Genomic DNA, 17,271 nt, shown 5'->3' on the forward strand with positions numbered 1-17,271 from the left:
GCGGCTGCAATCAGCCTTCGGCCGGCAGCGTCACGACGAAGCGCGCGCCCTTGATGTCGCCGGGCTTGGTGCCGGGGATGTTCTCGGCGGTCAGCGTGCCGCCATGGGCTTCGACGATCTGCCTGGAGATCGACAGGCCGAGGCCGGAATTCTGGCCGAACGCCTCGCCGGCCGGCCGGTCGGTGTAGAAGCGCTCGAAGATGCGGTCGATGGCATCGGCGCGGATGCCGGGGCCGTTGTCATCGACGGTGACGATGTTGACCTTACCCGAGCGTGCCAGGGAAATGGCGATATGGCCATGGTCCTCCGGCACGAAGGAGCGAGCATTCTCGACCAGATTTGTGATGACCTGGCCGATCCTGAGATCATGGCCGGTGACGAAATAGCCTTTGACGCCCTGCGGCAGCTTGGCGGCCTTGAACTCGATCTCGACGGCCTTCTTGTTGCGCGTCGCCTCGCGCGACACGGCAACGAGATCGGTGATGAATTTCTTCAGGTCGACGATCGCCGCGTCTTCGCGCGCCAGTTCGGCATCGAGGCGCGAAGCATCCGAAATGTCGGTGATCAGCCGGTCGAGCCGCCGGACATCATGCTGGATGATCTCCATCAGCCGCGCGCGCGAATTGTCGTTCTTGGCCAGCGGCAGCGTCTCCACCGCGCTGCGCAGCGAGGTCAACGGGTTCTTCAACTCGTGCGAAACGTCGGCGGCAAAGCTTTCGATCGCCTCGATGCGGGCATAGAGGGCATTGGTCATGTCGCGCACCGCGATCGACAGATTGCCAATCTCGTCCTGGCGATCGGAAAAGTCGGGGATTTCCTCGCGGCTCTTGACGCCGCGCCGCACCCGCACCGCCGCCGCCGACAGCCGGCGCAGCGGATTGGCGATGGTGGACGCCAGCAGCATCGACAGGATGGCGGTCACCAGGGCGGCAATGCCGAACACGCGCAAAATCGCCTTGCGTTCGGCGGCGACGATCTTGTCGATGTCGCCGCCTTCTGTCGACAGCATCAGCACGCCGAGAACGGCGCGGAAGCGCTGGATCGGCACCGCCACCGAGACGATCTGCTCGCCCTGTTCGCTCACCCGCACGATCGTCGACGGGCTGCCGGTCAGCGCCTTGACCACCTCCGGGAAGGCGGCGCCATTGCCGCCGGGCTGCTCGTGATAGACGGGCAGGTCCTTGTTGCGGAAGACGTCGAAGACGAATTTCTGCACCCGCTCCAGCATATCCGGCTGCTCGTCCTCGACCGGCGGCAGGTCGTAGCGCAGGATCTGGCCGCGCGAATAGAGATGGCGCGAATCGAGCAGCAGATTGGCGTCGCGGTCATAGATGCGGGCGCGCGTACGCGTCGGCGAGATCAGCCGCCGCAGCACCGGCGCGACGCGCTCGGGATTGATCGGGAAATCGAGGTTATCGAGCTGGTCGGAGCCCGGCCCCAGACTTTCGCCGGCCTGCAGCTCGAGCAGCTTTTCCGGATCGATGCTGATCGAATCCGTCTCGACCGTCGCCGACGCCGCGATCGCTCCGGCGATGATCTCGCCCTGCGTCATCAGGCTTTCGACGCGGGCGTCGATCAGCCCGTCGCGGAAAGTGTTGAGATAAAGGATGCCGGTGACCAGCACGGCGAGGCCGGCCAGGTTGAGGAACAGGATGCGCCGGGTCAGGCTGGAAAAGATGTGATGGCCGAGGAAGCGGCGCATAGGCACCGTGATCCTCGACAGGAATGCGGGCAGAATCCTGGACTGCCGCCTGCCGGCGCCCGCCCGTCTGCCTCGCTCTACGTCCACTGCCATCGAATAGCAGCTCCCGGGTCCGTTCTCAGGCTTCGCGGAACCGGTACCCGACTCCGTAAAGCGTTTCGATCATTTCAAAATCATCGTCGACGGCCTTGAACTTCTTACGCAGCCGCTTGATGTGGCTGTCGATGGTGCGGTCGTCGACATAGACCTGCTCATCATAGGCCGAATCCATCAGCGCATCACGGCTTTTTACCACGCCGGGGCGCTGCGCCAACGAGTGCAGGATGAGAAATTCGGTGACCGTCAGCGTCACCGGCTCGCCCTTCCAGGTGCAGGTGTGGCGTTCCTGGTCCATCACCAACTGGCCGCGCTCGAGCGAACGGGCCTGCTGGCTGGGCGCCTTTGCCGCAGCCTCGCGAGTGCTGGCACGGCGCAGCACGGCGCGCACACGCTCGACCAGCAGGCGCTGCGAGAACGGTTTGCGGATGAAATCGTCGGCGCCCATCTTGAGGCCGAAAAGCTCATCGATCTCGTCGTCCTTCGAGGTCAGGAAAATCACCGGCAGATCGGACTTCTGGCGCATTCGGCGCAGCAGCTCCATGCCGTCCATGCGCGGCATCTTGATGTCGAGGATGGCGAGATTCGGCGGACGCGCCGCCAGGCCTTCCAGCGCCGACGCCCCATCCGTGTAGGTCTCGACACGATAGCCCTCGGATTCGAGGGCAATCGAGACTGACGTCAGAATGTTGCGATCGTCATCGACAAGCGCGATTGTTGCCATTTCAAGCGGCTCCCTCATGAGCTGTCCCTCCTATCTTAGAGAAGGGGCTTTTGCAGGACAAATTAGGTACAAAATGTGGCGCAGGCTCCATCCGCTGTCGCGGACGGCTTGCCGGCGGCCCCAATCGCACCTCTATACGGATTGGACGAACACTGTGTGCCAATCCTTTGGGCAACCACTGTGATTTTTTGCACATATAAACGATTTAAACAACTTTCAAATTTTTTAAATCGATTAATGATTTGATATCATTCGAGTTTTCTGGTTCTGACCGTCTCAGGCCCCATCGCGGGCATGCCGGAAATGCGCCGGCAAAGTGCGGCGAATGCAGGAGAAGGGACCCTTGATGTCGGAAGTCGGCAAACGCAATTCTGCCCGCGCGATCGATTGTATCGGCCTGAAAACCACCGGCACGGTGCATTATAATTTTGGTGCGGCCGCCCTTTACGAAGACGCGATCCGCCGTGGCGAGGCCAGGTTGACCGCGGGTGGCGCGCTGCTTGCCGAGACCGGCCAGCACACCGGCCGCTCGCCCAAGGACAAGTTTGTCGTGCGCGACGGCGCCACCGAACCCCACATCTGGTGGGACAGTAACAAGGCGATTTCACCGGCTCAGTTCGAAACGCTGCTCGCCGATTTCTGCGCCCATGCGGCGGACAAGGACCTCTATGTGCAGGACCTCATCGGCGGCGCCGATGCCGATCTGAAGCTGCCGACGCGGGTCATCACCGAATTCGCCTGGCACTCGCTGTTCATCCGCAACCTTTTGATCCGCCCGCAGGCCGCCGAGCTCGAGCAATTCGTGCCGGAGATGACGATCATCGACCTGCCGTCCTTCCGCGCCGATCCGGCCCGCCACGGCAGCCGCATCGAAACCGTGATTGCGGTCGATCTGACCCGCAAGATCGTGCTGATCGGCGGCACCTCCTATGCCGGCGAAATGAAGAAGTCGGTGTTCACCATGCTGAACTATCTGCTGCCGGAGAAGGGCGTCATGCCGATGCACTGTTCGGCCAATGAGGGGCCGGCCGGCGACGCGGCGATCTTCTTCGGGCTGTCCGGAACGGGCAAGACGACGCTGTCGGCCGACCCGTCGCGCACGCTCATCGGCGACGACGAGCATGGCTGGGGGCCGCACGGCATCTTCAATTTCGAAGGCGGCTGCTACGCCAAGACGATCCGGCTGTCGGCCGAAGCCGAGCCGGAAATCTTCGCCACCACGCAGCGTTTCGGCACGGTGCTGGAAAATGTCGTGCTCGATGCAAACCGCGTGCCGGATTTCAACGACGGCCGGCTCACCGAAAACACACGCTGCGCCTATCCTCTGGACTTCATCCCCAATGCCTCGAAGACCGGACGCGCCAGCCATCCGAAAAATATCATCATGCTGACGGCCGATGCTTTCGGCGTCATGCCGCCGATCGCCCGGCTGACCCCGGCGCAGGCGATGTATCACTTCCTCTCCGGCTACACGGCCAAGGTGGCTGGTACCGAAAAGGGCGTGATCGAGCCGGAAGCGACGTTCTCGACCTGCTTCGGCGCCCCGTTCATGCCGCGCCACCCCAAGGAATACGGCAATCTGCTGCGCGAGTTGATCGCCCGCCACGACGCCGATTGCTGGCTGGTCAACACCGGCTGGACCGGCGGCGCCTATGGCACCGGCAAGCGCATGCCGATCAAGGCGACGCGCGCCTTGCTGGCCGCGGCGCTCGACGGTTCGCTGAAATCAGCCGGTTTCCGCACCGATGCCAATTTCGGCTTCGAAGTGCCGGTGGCCGTGCCGGGCGTCGACAGCGCCATTCTCGACCCGCGCTCGACCTGGGCCGACAAGGCTGCCTATGACCGCCAGGCGGCGCGGCTGGTCGGCATGTTCGCCGTCAATTTCGAGAAATTCGAGAGCCATGTCGACGCCGTCGTGCTCGGCGCCGCGCCGCGCCTGCAGGAAGCTGCCGAATAGTCGAGGCATCGTCCTCGCCGCATCCTTGAAAGGCCCGGTCCCGATCGGGCCTTTTCTTTTTTGATCCGCCGAGCCATGACTGCGGCATGCCGATCGACGACAACATCATCATATCCGACGAAGCCGTGATCCATCCGGGCGACCTGCACGAGGATTTCATCCGCTCGTCCGGCCCCGGCGGCCAGAACGTCAACAAGGTGGCCACCGCCGTGCAACTGCGCTTCGACGCGGCCAATGCGGCCGGCCTGTCGGAACGCGTGCGCGCGCGCACGATCAAGCTTGCCGGCCAGCGCGCCACCAAGGACGGCGTCATCGTCATCGAAGCCGGCCGCTTTCGCACCCAGGAGCAGAACCGGGCCGATGCCCGGGCAAGGCTGACGGCGCTGGTCGCCAAGGCCGCCGAACCGCCGCCGCCGCCGCGCAAGAAGACGCGGCCGTCGAAGGGGGCGGTCGAGCGGCGGCTGAAAAGCAAGGCCGGGCGCGGTACGATCAAGAAGCTGCGCGGCCGGGTGGAGAACGATTAAGCACCACACCAGCATGATGCCGAAAACTGTGGGCGGCTTTCGGGTCGCCGTTTTTGTTTGGCGGTGGCATTGTCGGCCAGATCAATCAGGTGAAGCGTCCCCATGCTCGTACTGCCCAAAGGCGTCCGCCACATGCCCGGCTACTTGCCCCGCGCGGCGCAGGAAGCGCTGGTCGAAGACGTCCGCAAGGTGGTGCAGCAGGCACCGCTGTTCGTGCCGGCCATGCCGCGCACCGGCAAGGAGATGAGCGTGCGCATGACCAATTGCGGCCCGCTCGGCTGGGTCACCGACAAGGAACTGGGATATCGCTACCAGCCGACGCATCCGCTGACCGGAGAGCCATGGCCGCCGATCCCCGACGCGCTGCTGCAATTATGGCAAGAGGTCTCCGCCTATCCGCAGCCGCCGGAAGCCTGCCTGGTCAATTTCTATGCGCAGGACGCCAAAATGGGCCTGCACCAGGACCGCGACGAGGCCGATTTCTCGGCACCGGTGGTCTCCGTCTCGCTTGGCGACGACTGCCTGTTCCGGGTCGGCCAGACGACACGCGACGGCGGCACCAAATCGTTCAGGCTGAAAAGCGGCGATGTCGTCGTGCTCGGCGGCGAGGGACGGCTCTGCTTCCACGGCGTCGACCGCATCTACCCGTCGACCTCGGCGCTGCTGAAGAATGGCGGGAGGATCAACCTGACACTGCGGCGGGTCAACCCTACCCTGGAGCAGTAGGGGTATTCTTCGGCTTACTGTTTATTAAAGTATAGGTGCGACACAAAGGAATATTGTGTAAAAATTTGGTCTTGATGTTCTTCGGCTCGATTCACCTCGGATGGCACTATGCCGTGGACGGTATTGTCGGTATTGCCGCAGCGCTCGCCATCTGGTGGGGCTGTGGCAAATTGGGCCTGGAGAAGGACGACACTTTTCTGAGCGAGCGCGTTCTGGCACGGCACTAACCGATTCTACAGATTCTCCCTATAAAGTGCCCGAGCATTGCAACGTCGGCTCGGGGACAATGACAAAGAGCAGTGTGGTTTTCCGTCAGCTATGGGTAGTCACCAAACAAGCGATCCCGCTGGTTCGCCGGGATTCAGGCGTTTATCTGTTCATCGTCATCTACACATTGGCCGGACTGGTTTTTCTGTATGCAATAGGCGCTGCCGACCGTAGCGCGTATTCGATATATTTCGGGCGGTGGATATTGTTGAACGGCCTGATGCTGCCGACGTTCGCCATAATTGTCGACATAAGCCTGCTCCTACATCGCTTCGACAGCAGGCGCCGTCTGGCGGCGAAATATGTGTTTTCGACATCGCGGCTGGCATACTCGCTCTCGGGCCTATGCCTGCTCATGGCGCTCATGATCTTTCAAGGCACATTCACCTCGGTGAAGAACGGAATGCCGGTCTGGCAGGGCGGCTTTCCGTTTGACGTGCTGCATGCCGACATTGATGCGTTTCTGCATTTCGGCGCCGATCCGTGGCGATGGCTCTACCTGGTGGCCGAAAATGATTTCGTGCGGGCCGCCATCGAGTGGAATTACAACGTATTCTGGTTTGTCCTCAATTTCGGCGCCTTGTTCTTCGTCGCCACATCGCCCAGGACGGCGTCGGTTCGAACGCGCTATGTCATCTGCTTCATGGTGGTTTGGATCGTCATCGGCAACATATTGGCTGGACTGTTCCTGTCGGCTGGTCCGGCGTTTTACGGAATGGCCACGGGCGACACGGCACGGTTTGGCGAACAGCTCGCATTCCTGGCCCGTGGCGCCGAATCCTCCAATTCTGCTGTCTCCTACCAGCAATATTTGTGGAGGCTTCATGAGGCCAGGCAGACCGGCTTCGCGTCAGGCATTTCGGCCTTTCCCAGCGTGCATGTCGGCCTGGCGATGCTCAACGCGCTTTTTGCATGGGAGTACAATCGCCGTCTCGGCGCTGTAGCGTTTGTCTATGTGGCCCTTGTTACCGTCAGCTCGGTCTATCTGGCGTGGCACTATGCAATCGACGGCTATGCCGCAGCAGCTGTCTCGGTGATTGTCTATGTCGCCGCGCGCAAACTCGTCCCAGCCGACCGGCCCTATCTCCGGCGACTGGTGCAGGATACGCAACCGACCGATATAGCGACCAGCCCGGAGGCGGCCGTCACAGTTTCCTGAGCGCGACTTCCTCGACCAGGTGATTGGCGCCTTTGCGCAGGATGAGGTCGGCGCGCGCCCGCGTCGGCACGATGTTCTCGCGCAGATTTTTCAGGTTGATGTTGGCCCACAAGCCTTCCGCAATGGCGCGCGCGGCATCCTCGGAAAGCTGCGAATAGCGGTGGAAGAAGGAGTCCGGATTGCGGAAGGCGGTCTCGCGCAGCCGCATGAAGCGGGCAATGTACCAGTGATGGATCAGTTTTTCGTCGGCGTCGATATAGATGGCGAAGTCGAAGAAATCTGACAGGAACGGCACGATCTTGCCGTCCTTCGGCAGCTTGCCCGGCTGCAGCACGTTGATGCCTTCGAAGATCAGAATGTCGGGCCGGTCGATGGTGACGAACTCGCCAGGAATGACGTCATAGGTCAAATGCGAATAGACCGGCGCCTGTACATTGCGCTGCGCCGACTTGATGCCCGACAGGAATCTGAGCAGCGCGCCGACGTCGTAGCTGTCGGGAAAGCCCTTGCGCTCCATCAAATTGTCGCGCCGCAACACCTTGTTGGGCAAGAGAAAACCGTCGGTGGTGATGAGATCGACCTTGGGGCTCGACGGCCAGCGCGCCAGAAGCTCCTTCAGCACGCGCGCCGTGGTTGACTTGCCGACCGCGACCGAGCCGGCAATGCCGATGATGAACGGCGTCTTGACCACGTCCAGCGCATTGAAGAAGGCCTGGCGCTGACGAAACAGCAACTGGCTGGCCTCGACATGTGCTGACAGCAGCCGCGACAGCGACAGATAGATGCGCTTGACCTCCTCGAGGTCGACCGGGTCGTTGAGCGAGCGCAGACGGTTGATCTCGTCTTCGCTCAGCGTCATCGGCGTGTCGGCGCGGAAGTTCGACCATTGCTCGGCCGAAAAGAAACGATAGGGAGAATATTTCTCGGTCGGAGCAAGCTGGTCCATCGAGTTTCCTGCCCTCCTCGCAGTCAGCTTTTCGGCCGGGATGCCTTTTCGGCGACGCCCGAACGGCCGGTACGGCCCTCAAGCTCCCTCAGCACGTCGCCCAGCGGGACCCCCGCGATGCCGAGCACGACAAGCCAATGATATATAAGATCGGCACTTTCGGAAACGAGGGCTTTTTTATCCCCCGTGACGGCGGCAATCACCGTCTCGACCGCTTCCTCGCCGAGCTTCTGCGCCGCCTTGTCCATGCCCTTGGCGAACAGTTTTGCTGTCCACGAGTCCGGATCGTCGGACCGGGCGCGTTCCCCAATGATTGTCTCCAGGTCGGAGAGCGAAAAGTCAGCCATGGCGAGGTCGCTTTCTTAGCCGGAAACGCTCTAGGGCCGATCGACGGACGAGTCCAGCCGCATCGGCAGGCCGGCTTTGGCCATATGCGCCTTGGCCTGCGCAATCGTGTAGGTGCCGAAATGGAAGATCGAGGCCGCGAGCACGGCACCCGCATGGCCGTCGCGGATGCCCTCGACCAGATGATCGAGCGTGCCGACGCCACCGGACGCGATGACCGGCGCGCGCACCGCATCCGCAATCGCGCGGGTCAGCGCAATGTCGTAGCCGGCCTTGGTGCCGTCACGGTCCATCGAGGTCAACAGGATCTCGCCGGCGCCGCGCTCGACCATTTTTCGCGCGAAGTCGACCGCATCGATGCCGGTCTTCTCGCGGCCGCCATGGGTGAAGATCTCCCAGCGGTCTGCCTCGCTGGGCGCCGACACCTTCTTGGCATCGATGGCCACGACGATGCACTGGTTGCCGAACTTGTCAGCGGCCTCCGCGACAAAATCCGGGTTCTTTACCGCCGCCGTGTTGATCGACACCTTGTCGGCGCCGGCCAGCAGGAGCTTGCGGATATCGGCGACCTGGCGCACGCCGCCGCCGACCGTCAGCGGCATGAAACACTGTTCGGCGGTGCGGGCGACGACGTCGAAGATGGTCTCCCGGTTGTCTGACGATGCGGTGATGTCGAGGAAGCAAAGCTCGTCGGCGCCGGCCGCGTCATAGGCCTTTGCCGCCTCGACCGGGTCTCCGGCATCGACCAGGTCGACGAAATTGACGCCCTTGACGACGCGGCCGTTCTTGACGTCGAGGCAGGGAATGACGCGGGCCTTCAGCATCAGTCCTTCTCCATCGTAGCCAGCAACTCGCTGAGCAGCTCGCCGACCAGCGGCGGAACCTCGGACTGCGCGTCGAATGCCGGATCGTAGGCCGAGATGGTGATGCCGGAAATCGGCAGCAGACCAGCCATGCCGCAGACAGCCTGGCGCAGCTGTTTCGGCTCCGGGCCGCCCGGTGTCGTGTAGCGATTGGCCTGCAGCGCCTCGGGATCGTGTACGTCGAGATCGAGATGCAGGTGCACCCGCTTTGCGTCCGGTGCCTTCAGCCTGCCGCAGGCGGTCGCCCAGTCCGGGCATTCGGTGCGGATCACCGGCAGCGTCTTCAACAGTTCCTTTTCAGCCGGATCGAGATCGCGCGCATTGACCAGCACGCAGCGGGCCGGATCGATCGGTTTGAAGCCTGGGATGGCCGATGCCATCGGCTTCCAGCACAGGCCCAGGACCGTGGCCAGCGCCATGCCGTCGAGAAAGCCGTAGACGGAGGTTTCGGGTGTGTTGAGATCGCCATGCTGGTCGACCCAGATGATCGCATCGGCGCCTTCGCCGGCGACCGCACCCGCTGATGTCAGGCAGTTGCCGGCCAGAACGATCGGAAAGCGGCCGCGGTCCAGGGCGATGCGGACCTCGCCGGAGACGGCATTGCATACGGCAAAGCCGGTTGCGATCTCGCGCTCCTGCTCGTCGCCCACCCTGCCGATATCGGTGACGGCCACGTCATGCCCGGCTAGCGTCAGCGCATCGACGAGCCCGCCTGAGATCAGCGCGTCCGGTCCCTGGCCCATGCCGCCGTGATAGTGGCCGCTGTCATAGGAGGCCAGGATGATGGAGATTTTCAAGATCGGGTCTCCATTGCCTTGCCCTGCAGCACCGCCAGCGCCTCGGCCGGATCGATGCGCCCGTCATAGAGCGCGCGGCCGGAAATGGCGCCCTCGAGCTTTTTCGCATCGGGCATGGTCATGCGCACGATGTCGGCGATCGAGGCCAGCCCGCCCGAGGCGATGACCGGAATCGACACCGCGTCGGCGAGGTCGATCGTGGCATCCCAGTTGATGCCGGTCAGAACGCCGTCGCGGTCGATGTCGGTGTAGATGATGGCGGCGACACCGGCGCCTTCGAATTTCTGTGCCAGTTCGATGACGCCGAGGCTGGACGCCTCGGCCCAGCCCTCGACCGCCACCTTGCCGCCCTTGGCGTCGATGCCGACGGCGATCTTGCCGGGGAAGGTCTTGCAGGCTTCCCTGACTAGGTCGGGATCGCGCACCGCCACGGTGCCGAGAATGACGCGCGCCAGCCCGCGGTCGAGCCAGTCCTCAATCTGCGCCAGCGTGCGGATGCCGCCGCCGAGTTGCACCGGGTTCTTGGTCGCCTTGAGGATGGCGCCGACCGCCGCGCTGTTGACGCTCTGGCCCTTGAAGGCGCCATTGAGGTCGACGACGTGCAACCACTCAAAACCCTGGTCCTCGAAGGCCTTGGCCTGCGCCGCCGGGTCGTCATTGTATATGGTCGCGGTCGCCATATCGCCATGCTTCAACCGCACGCATTTGCCGTCCTTGAGGTCGATGGCGGGAAACAGGATCACGATCAGGCGCCCTCGACGATGACGAAATGGCCGGTCGAGGCGGCGAGCCTGTATTTCGATGCTTCCTGATACTCCGGCGAGTGATAGCAGGCGACGGCCACATCGTAGGACTCGAACTCAACCACGACATGACGGTTGCCCGTCAACGTCTCCGGATTTTCATAGCGCCCGGCCCGCACGATGAAGTTCGCGCCATATTTGGCGAAGGCTTTGGCGTTGGCCTCGATATACTGCTTGTAGATGTCGGGGTCGTGAACATCGATCAACGCGATCCAATAGCCCTTCTTGCTCATGGTTCTCAGGGCCTCCAGCGCAGGAAATTGGTGATAAGGGCCAGGCCGAGCGCCTGGCTTTTCTCGGGGTGGAACTGCGTGCCAGCGAGGTTGCCGCGTGCAACAGCTGCGGTCACCGCGCCGCCATAGTCGGCAACAGCCAGCACTTCGTCCGGCTTCGTCGCGTCAAGATGATAGGAATGGACGAAATAGGCGTGCAGGCCCTTGGCTCCCGTGGCAATGCCGGAAAACAGCGGATGCTTGCGGGTGAGATCGATCGTGTTCCAGCCGATCTGCGGAATCTTCAGCGCCGGATCGGCCGGCGTGATCTCCTTGACGTCGCCGGCAATCCAGCCAAAGCCTTTGGTCACGGTCTTTTCCAAGCCACGTTGCGACATCAGCTGCATGCCGACGCAGATGCCGAGGAATGGCCGCGCCTTGGTGATGGCGACCTCTTCCACCGCTTCCCACATGCCGGCGACGCCGCGCAGGCCCGCCGCGCAATCGGCGTAAGCGCCGACGCCGGGCAGGACGATGCGGTCGGCGCTGCGCACGCGCTCGGCATCGGCGGTCAGCTCGATTGTCGCGGCAATGCCGGCCTCATGCGCGGCGCGCTCGAAGGCCTTGGTGGCCGAGCGCAGATTGCCCGACCCGTAATCGATGATCGCAACCCGCATGTCAGGCTTTTCCAGGCGTATGGGTCAGCCCCAGCGTCAGGCCGGTCTGCGCCGGCCGGGCAAGGCTGGCGTCGGGCACGATGCGCGGCATCGGCGCCGGTTCGTCGGCCAGCGCCTCGGCATCCAGCGTCTGGCGAATATCGGCATCGTCGAGATTGTGAGCCTCGACGACGCCCCATTCATGCCAGCCGCGGCGGCGAAGCGCTGCGATCCGCAATCCCTGGCCTTCCAGGCCGATATAGAACGAGACCAGCAAAGACAGCGCCGAGCTTGCCCAATCCAGCCCCAGCCATTGGCCGAACAGCGAGATGAGGCCCATGGCGACGAAGGCGAGCGCGGCCTCGACCCACAGCCTGTGCCAGGCAAGCCACAGCGGCGCCAGCAGGAAAGCCAGCCAGGAAAAGCCGTCACGGACAAAAATGGTTGCGTCGGCCGCCTCGGTGCGGCCGCGCCCAGGTTCCATCACGACATAGATGGCCATCAGCCTACCCTTTCAGAGATCCCTTGGTGGAGGGAACCGCATCCGGCTGGCGCGGATCCCGCTCCAGCGCAAAACGCAGCGCGCGCGCCACTGCCTTGAAGCAGGTCTCGGCGATGTGGTGGTTGTTGGCGCCATAATGGTTGGCGACATGCAGCGTTATGCCGGCATTCTGCGCCAGCGCCTGGAAGAATTCACGCACCAGTTCGGTGTCGAACGTGCCGATCTTCGGCGACGAGAAGGCAACGTTCCAGACCAGGAACGGCCGGCCCGATACGTCTATCGCCGCACGTGTCAGCGTCTCGTCCATGGCGAGATCGATCGAGGCATAGCGCATGATGCCGCGCCGCTCACCCAGCGCCTTGGCCAGTGCCTGGCCGATCGCAATGCCGGTATCCTCGACAGTGTGATGGTCGTCAATGTGCACGTCGCCCTTGGCCTTGACCGTGATATCGATCAGCGAATGGCGCGACAGCTGGTCGAGCATATGGTCGAAGAAGCCGACGCCTGTAGACATGTCGGACTTTCCGGTGCCGTCGACATGGACCGACACGGCGATGTCGGTTTCCTTGGTCTTGCGGCTGACTTCGGCGGATCGGGACGCCATGACCTTGTCCTTGTCTTTGGGCACACGACTCTTTGGGCAAACGATTGGGGGCAAAACGAAAAGACAATGCCTCCAGACGCTCATTTGCTTGAAAGCGAAAGCCTTCTAGCAGCATGATCCGGCGATGGCCAGTTGCGATGCGGGCTTCCATCGGCCATGCCGGTGGCGGTTTGCAATCGTTAGCCCCATGCATACATATGGCCGATCGAAATCCCGCGCCAATCGCCTTATCGGGATTGCGCGAATCGGAGCAGAAAATGTCGAATGAACTGACCATGCACGCCACGACCATCGTGACAGTGCGCAAGGGCAACAAGGTGGTGATCGCTGGCGACGGCCAGGTCAGCCTTGGCCAGACCATCATGAAAGGGAATGCCAAAAAGGTGCGCCGCATCGGCAAGGGCGGCAATGTCATTGCCGGTTTCGCCGGCGCCACGGCGGACGCTTTTACCCTGCTTGAGCGGCTGGAAGCCAAGCTCGAACAATATCCCGACCAGCTGACGCGCGCCTGCGTCGAGCTTGCCAAGGACTGGCGCACCGACCGCTATCTGCGCCGGCTGGAAGCGATGATGCTGGTGGCCGACAAGTCGGTCTCGCTGGCGCTGACCGGCACCGGCGACGTGTTGGAACCCGAATTCGGCGTCATGGCCATCGGCTCCGGCGGCAACTATGCCTTGGCGGCCGCCCGCGCACTGATGGACACCGACAAGGACGCCGAGGAGATCGCCCGCAAGGCGATGCAGATCGCCTCCGATATCTGCGTCTACACCAACAACAACTTTGTCATCGAAACGCTCGATGCCGCCTGAGCCGCCGGTGCTCTACGATTTTCGGCCAGTGACGGAAAAAGACCTGCCGATGATTGCCGGATGGCTGGGCGAGCCGCATGTCGCCGAATGGTGGGATGATCCGGAGACGGAAATCGCCGCCATTCGGGAACTTATCGATTCGATTTCCGTCGAGCCGCTGATCGTCGAACTAAACGGCAGGCCGATCGCCTATCTGCAGAGCTACGATCCGCATCTCGAAGACGGTCATCCTTATGCCGACCAGCCGTTCGGCACGCTCGGCATCGACCTGTCGATCGGCGTGCCGGACCTTGTCGGAAAAGGTCATGGCTCGGCCATCGTGCGGCAGTTCGTGGAACAGCTGTTCGAGGAGGGCGCGCCGCGCGTCATCATCGATCCGCATCCCGACAATGGCCGCGCCATCCGGGCCTATGAAAAGGCTGGATTCTGGCCTATCGACCGCAGGCACTCGGAATATGGGGACGTCGTGCTGATGGCGGTCGATGCCGAAGGCGACGCACAAGAGAGGGAATAACCTGATGACGACACGGGACGGGGACAAAAACCACTCGGCCTATGAAGACAGCTGGCGGATGGGGCTTCTGCTCGTGCTCGCTCTGCTCATCTTCCAGGCCGGCGCGCTGTACGGCATGGGGCGCACGCCGATCTGCACCTGCGGCTACGTCAAACTCTGGCACGGCGTGGTGAACAGTTCGGAGAATTCCCAGCACATTTCCGACTGGTACACCTTTTCGCACATAATCCACGGATTCCTGTTCTACGCCTTGGCCTGGTTTCTGTTCCAGCGTTCGCCGATCGGTCTGCGCCTGGCTTTTGCCGTCGTCATCGAAGGCGGCTGGGAGCTCCTGGAAAACAGCCCGTTCATCATCGACCGCTACCGCGCCGGCACCATTTCGCTGGATTACTATGGCGACTCGATCATCAATTCGGTGTCCGACACGCTGGCCATGGTGCTGGGATTTGTGATGGCGCGAAAGCTACCTATATCAGTCGTCGTCGGCCTCGCCCTCATCTTCGAACTGGGTGTCGGCTACCTCATCCGGGACAATCTGACGCTCAACGTGATCATGCTGCTGCATCCGTTCGAGTCCATCAAGCAGTGGCAAAGTGGAATTTAGTGATATGACCACCTTCTCTCCCCGTGAAATCGTTTCGGAACTTGACCGCTTCATCATCGGCCAGAAGGACGCCAAGCGCGCCGTGGCCATCGCCTTGCGCAACCGCTGGCGCCGCCAGCAGCTCGAAGGCCAGATGCGCGAAGAGGTGATGCCGAAGAACATCCTGATGATCGGCCCGACCGGCGTCGGCAAGACCGAGATCTCGCGCCGCTTGGCGCGGCTCGCCGGAGCGCCCTTCGTCAAGGTCGAGGCGACCAAGTTCACCGAGGTCGGCTATGTCGGCCGTGATGTCGAGCAGATCATCCGCGACCTCGTCGAGATCGCCATCGGCCTGGTGCGCGACAAGATGCGCGAGGACGTCAAGGCGCGCGCCCACCTCAACGCCGAGGAGCGCGTTCTGGAAGCCCTGGTCGGCAAGACGGCGAGCCCGGCAACGCGCGATTCCTTTCGCAAAAAGCTGCGCGACGGCGAGCTCGACGACAAGGAGATCGAGATCGAGGTTGCCGATACCGGCACTGGCGGCATGCCCGGCTTCGAGATTCCCGGCATGCCGGGCGCCAATATCGGCGTGCTCAACATCAACGACATGCTGTCGAAGGCGATGGGCGGCAAGAAGACCAAGGCGCGCAAGACCACCGTGAAGGAGTCCTACGCGCTGCTGGTCAACGACGAGTCCGACAAGCTGCTCGACCAGGACGAGGTGGTGCGCCGGGCGCTGGATGCGACGGAAAATGACGGCATCGTCTTCCTCGACGAGATCGACAAGATCGCCTCGCGCGAGGGCGGCATGGGCGCCGGCGTTTCACGCGAAGGCGTGCAGCGCGACCTTCTGCCGCTGATCGAAGGCACGACCGTGGCAACCAAATACGGACCGTTGAAGACCGACCACATCCTGTTCATCGCCTCGGGCGCCTTCCATGTCTCGAAGCCGTCAGACCTGCTGCCGGAATTGCAGGGCCGCCTGCCGATCCGCGTCGAACTGAGGGCGCTGGAAAAGGACGATTTCGTCCGCATCCTCACCGAGACCGAGGCCAGCCTGATCAAGCAGTACATCGCGCTGATGAAGACGGAAGGCGTCGACCTGACCTTCGCCGACGACGCCATCGATTCGCTGGCCGGCATCGCCGTCGACCTCAACGCCAGTGTCGAGAACATCGGCGCCCGACGCCTGCAGACGGTGATGGAGCGCGTGCTGGACGAGATCTCCTATGACGCGCCGGACCGCAACGGCACCAGCGTCACTATCGACGCCGCCTATGTGGAAAAGCATGTCGGCGACCTCTCCAGAAACACAGATTTGTCGCGATTCATCCTTTAAACGGGGGCGCCGGATCAGTCCGGCGCCGGTTCAGGCAACAATTTCCGGCAAACTGCATGATGTGTGGCCGGATGGTACCATGCGGCCACCTTTCGTCTTGCCGTGCGACGGGGCGCTCTCGACTCAACCGGGAGCACTCCCTAGTTTGCGCGGCAATTCTTTAGGCGGCGGCATGAAAAAACTGATCCTGATCATTCTCGGCTTGACGCTGGCGGCGACGCTGTTCGCCGCCGACGCGGCAACATTGGTGCCGGCGGGCAACCGCAACGCCGTGCAGCCAGACATACCCGGCGCCTCCAGCCGTCGCACCCAGGCCACCAACACCACCTTCCAGGCCAAATACCGCAAGGTCTATGCGCTGCTGCAGAGCGACGCGGAACTGCGCGGCAAGATCAAGAAGGCGGCCGCCGCTTACGGCATCAACCCCTTGCACATCGTCGGCGCCATCGTCGGCGAGCACACCTACAATGTCGACGCCTATGACCGGCTGCAGACCTACTACGTCAAGGCGATTTCCTACCTCTCCAGCAAATTGTCCTTCGCCTATGACGGCGAGGACATCACCGATTTCGTGCAACGGCCGGAATTCAAGAAATGCACAATGTCGGACAGCTACGATCTGTGGGAATGCCGCGAGCAGGTGTGGAACCACTCTTTCCGCGGCAAGACCGTCGGCGGGACGAGCTTTCCCAACGACCGCTTCGGCGCCACCTTCTTCCAGCCCTATTATGCCGGCCAGACCTTTGGCCTGGGCCAACTCAACCCGTTGACCGCGCTGCAGATGAGCGATCTCGTGCACAAGGTTTCGGGACTGCCGGAGCTCGATGTCGGCGATCCGAATGGGGTCTACAAGACGATCATGGATCCGGATCTGACGCTGCCCTATGTGGCGGCGACGATCCGCAAGTCGATCGACGCCTATAAGAACATTGCCGGCTTCGACATTTCGGGCAATCCGGGGCTCACCGCCACGCTGTACAATGTCGGCAACCCCGAACAGCGCGCCTATGCGCTGAAGGCCGAGAACGACAAGCGCCGCGCCGCCGGCGAGCCGGTGAAACTGCCGGAAGAGAATTATTACGGCTGGCTGGTCAACGACAAGCTGGACGAGCTGAAGGCGCTGTTTTAGGCGCGCGGCCCTCT

21 protein-coding genes are annotated in these 17,271 nt (G+C 62.6%); 10 read left to right on the top strand and 11 right to left on the bottom strand.

Annotated features, from left to right (window positions below; translation table 11 throughout):
- Positions 1-10: 10 nt before the first annotated feature.
- Entirely contained in the window at positions 11-1,795 is a 1,785-nt protein-coding gene (locus ACWGTI_RS12180) for a stimulus-sensing domain-containing protein (RefSeq protein ID WP_454587337.1), read from the bottom strand.
- 25 nt (positions 1,796-1,820) lie between these two features.
- Positions 1,821-2,522: a response regulator transcription factor gene (locus ACWGTI_RS12185; RefSeq protein ID WP_143975642.1), complete on the bottom strand. Its 702-nt coding sequence runs from the start codon at positions 2,520-2,522 to the stop codon at positions 1,821-1,823.
- A gap of 346 nt (positions 2,523-2,868) precedes the next feature.
- Here ACWGTI_RS12185 and ACWGTI_RS12190 point away from each other — a divergent pair, with 346 nt between their 5' ends.
- From ACWGTI_RS12190 to ACWGTI_RS12210, 5 genes are all read left to right on the top strand, one after another.
- Positions 2,869-4,479, top strand: a complete 1,611-nt coding sequence (locus ACWGTI_RS12190; RefSeq protein ID WP_454587338.1) for a phosphoenolpyruvate carboxykinase — start codon at positions 2,869-2,871, stop codon at positions 4,477-4,479.
- Between the two features lie 86 nt (positions 4,480-4,565).
- Positions 4,566-5,003, top strand: coding sequence for an alternative ribosome rescue aminoacyl-tRNA hydrolase ArfB (gene arfB / locus ACWGTI_RS12195; protein WP_056569055.1), 438 nt, complete (start codon positions 4,566-4,568; stop codon positions 5,001-5,003).
- Positions 5,004-5,105: 102 nt separating this feature from the next.
- On the top strand, positions 5,106-5,729 hold the full coding sequence (locus tag ACWGTI_RS12200) for an alpha-ketoglutarate-dependent dioxygenase AlkB family protein (RefSeq protein ID WP_454587339.1): 624 nt from the start codon (positions 5,106-5,108) through the stop codon (positions 5,727-5,729).
- A gap of 74 nt (positions 5,730-5,803) precedes the next feature.
- Entirely contained in the window at positions 5,804-5,956 is a 153-nt protein-coding gene (locus tag ACWGTI_RS12205) for a hypothetical protein (protein ID WP_454587690.1), read from the top strand.
- On the top strand, positions 5,884-7,155 hold the full coding sequence (locus tag ACWGTI_RS12210) for a phosphatase PAP2 family protein (RefSeq protein WP_454587340.1): 1,272 nt from the start codon (positions 5,884-5,886) through the stop codon (positions 7,153-7,155). The genes ACWGTI_RS12205 and ACWGTI_RS12210 overlap by 73 nt, the downstream gene beginning before the upstream one ends.
- Here the strand turns inward: ACWGTI_RS12210 and coaA are convergent.
- From coaA to hisB, 9 genes are read right to left on the bottom strand one after another with little or no spacing between them, the layout of a single operon-like run.
- Positions 7,142-8,101, bottom strand: coding sequence for a type I pantothenate kinase (gene coaA, locus ACWGTI_RS12215; protein ID WP_454575351.1), 960 nt, complete (start codon positions 8,099-8,101; stop codon positions 7,142-7,144). The genes ACWGTI_RS12210 and coaA overlap by 14 nt on opposite strands.
- Positions 8,102-8,124: 23 nt before the next feature.
- Positions 8,125-8,448 carry a phosphoribosyl-ATP diphosphatase gene (locus tag ACWGTI_RS12220; protein ID WP_454587341.1) on the bottom strand — a complete coding sequence of 108 codons (324 nt, stop codon included), beginning with the start codon at positions 8,446-8,448 and terminating at the stop codon, positions 8,125-8,127.
- Between the two features lie 30 nt (positions 8,449-8,478).
- The gene (hisF, locus tag ACWGTI_RS12225) at positions 8,479-9,273 is read right to left on the bottom strand and encodes an imidazole glycerol phosphate synthase subunit HisF (protein WP_454587691.1); all 795 of its coding nucleotides are present in this window, start codon (positions 9,271-9,273) and stop codon (positions 8,479-8,481) included.
- Complete coding sequence (locus ACWGTI_RS12230) at positions 9,270-10,106, bottom strand: arginase family protein (protein ID WP_454587342.1); 837 nt, start codon at positions 10,104-10,106, stop codon at positions 9,270-9,272. Before ACWGTI_RS12230 ends, hisF begins: the two co-directional genes overlap by 4 nt.
- Positions 10,103-10,849 carry a 1-(5-phosphoribosyl)-5-[(5-phosphoribosylamino)methylideneamino]imidazole-4-carboxamide isomerase gene (hisA, locus tag ACWGTI_RS12235; RefSeq protein ID WP_454587343.1) on the bottom strand — a complete coding sequence of 249 codons (747 nt, stop codon included), beginning with the start codon at positions 10,847-10,849 and terminating at the stop codon, positions 10,103-10,105. Before hisA ends, ACWGTI_RS12230 begins: the two co-directional genes overlap by 4 nt.
- 2 nt (positions 10,850-10,851) lie before the next feature.
- A complete protein-coding gene (locus ACWGTI_RS12240; RefSeq protein WP_454587344.1) occupies positions 10,852-11,142 on the bottom strand; it encodes a DUF1330 domain-containing protein in 291 nt (96 codons plus the stop codon).
- 5 nt (positions 11,143-11,147) lie between these two features.
- A complete protein-coding gene (hisH, locus tag ACWGTI_RS12245; protein WP_454587345.1) occupies positions 11,148-11,798 on the bottom strand; it encodes an imidazole glycerol phosphate synthase subunit HisH in 651 nt (216 codons plus the stop codon).
- Between the two features lies 1 nt (position 11,799).
- A complete protein-coding gene (locus ACWGTI_RS12250) occupies positions 11,800-12,279 on the bottom strand; it encodes a DUF2628 domain-containing protein (RefSeq protein ID WP_454587346.1) in 480 nt (159 codons plus the stop codon).
- 4 nt (positions 12,280-12,283) lie between these two features.
- Positions 12,284-12,883, bottom strand: coding sequence for an imidazoleglycerol-phosphate dehydratase HisB (gene hisB / locus ACWGTI_RS12255; protein ID WP_454587347.1), 600 nt, complete (start codon positions 12,881-12,883; stop codon positions 12,284-12,286).
- Between the two features lie 257 nt (positions 12,884-13,140).
- On the opposite strand from hisB, the gene hslV reads away from it, so the two are divergent.
- The 5 genes from hslV (at position 13,141) to ACWGTI_RS12280 (ending at position 17,257) form a co-directional block, all read left to right on the top strand.
- Positions 13,141-13,692: an ATP-dependent protease subunit HslV gene (hslV, locus tag ACWGTI_RS12260; RefSeq protein WP_112559910.1), complete on the top strand. Its 552-nt coding sequence runs from the start codon at positions 13,141-13,143 to the stop codon at positions 13,690-13,692.
- A complete protein-coding gene (locus tag ACWGTI_RS12265; protein ID WP_454587348.1) occupies positions 13,682-14,206 on the top strand; it encodes a GNAT family N-acetyltransferase in 525 nt (174 codons plus the stop codon). The genes hslV and ACWGTI_RS12265 overlap by 11 nt, the downstream gene beginning before the upstream one ends.
- A gap of 4 nt (positions 14,207-14,210) precedes the next feature.
- Positions 14,211-14,810, top strand: a complete 600-nt coding sequence (locus ACWGTI_RS12270; RefSeq protein ID WP_454587349.1) for a DUF2585 domain-containing protein — start codon at positions 14,211-14,213, stop codon at positions 14,808-14,810.
- 4 nt (positions 14,811-14,814) lie between these two features.
- The gene (hslU, locus tag ACWGTI_RS12275; RefSeq protein WP_454587350.1) at positions 14,815-16,128 is read left to right on the top strand and encodes an ATP-dependent protease ATPase subunit HslU; all 1,314 of its coding nucleotides are present in this window, start codon (positions 14,815-14,817) and stop codon (positions 16,126-16,128) included.
- A 172-nt stretch (positions 16,129-16,300) separates the two neighbouring features.
- On the top strand, positions 16,301-17,257 hold the full coding sequence (locus ACWGTI_RS12280) for a DUF1402 family protein (RefSeq protein WP_454587351.1): 957 nt from the start codon (positions 16,301-16,303) through the stop codon (positions 17,255-17,257).
- The last annotated feature ends 14 nt before the right edge of the window (positions 17,258-17,271 follow it).

The sequence above is a fragment of the Mesorhizobium sp. ArgA1 genome (genome assembly GCF_053714375.1).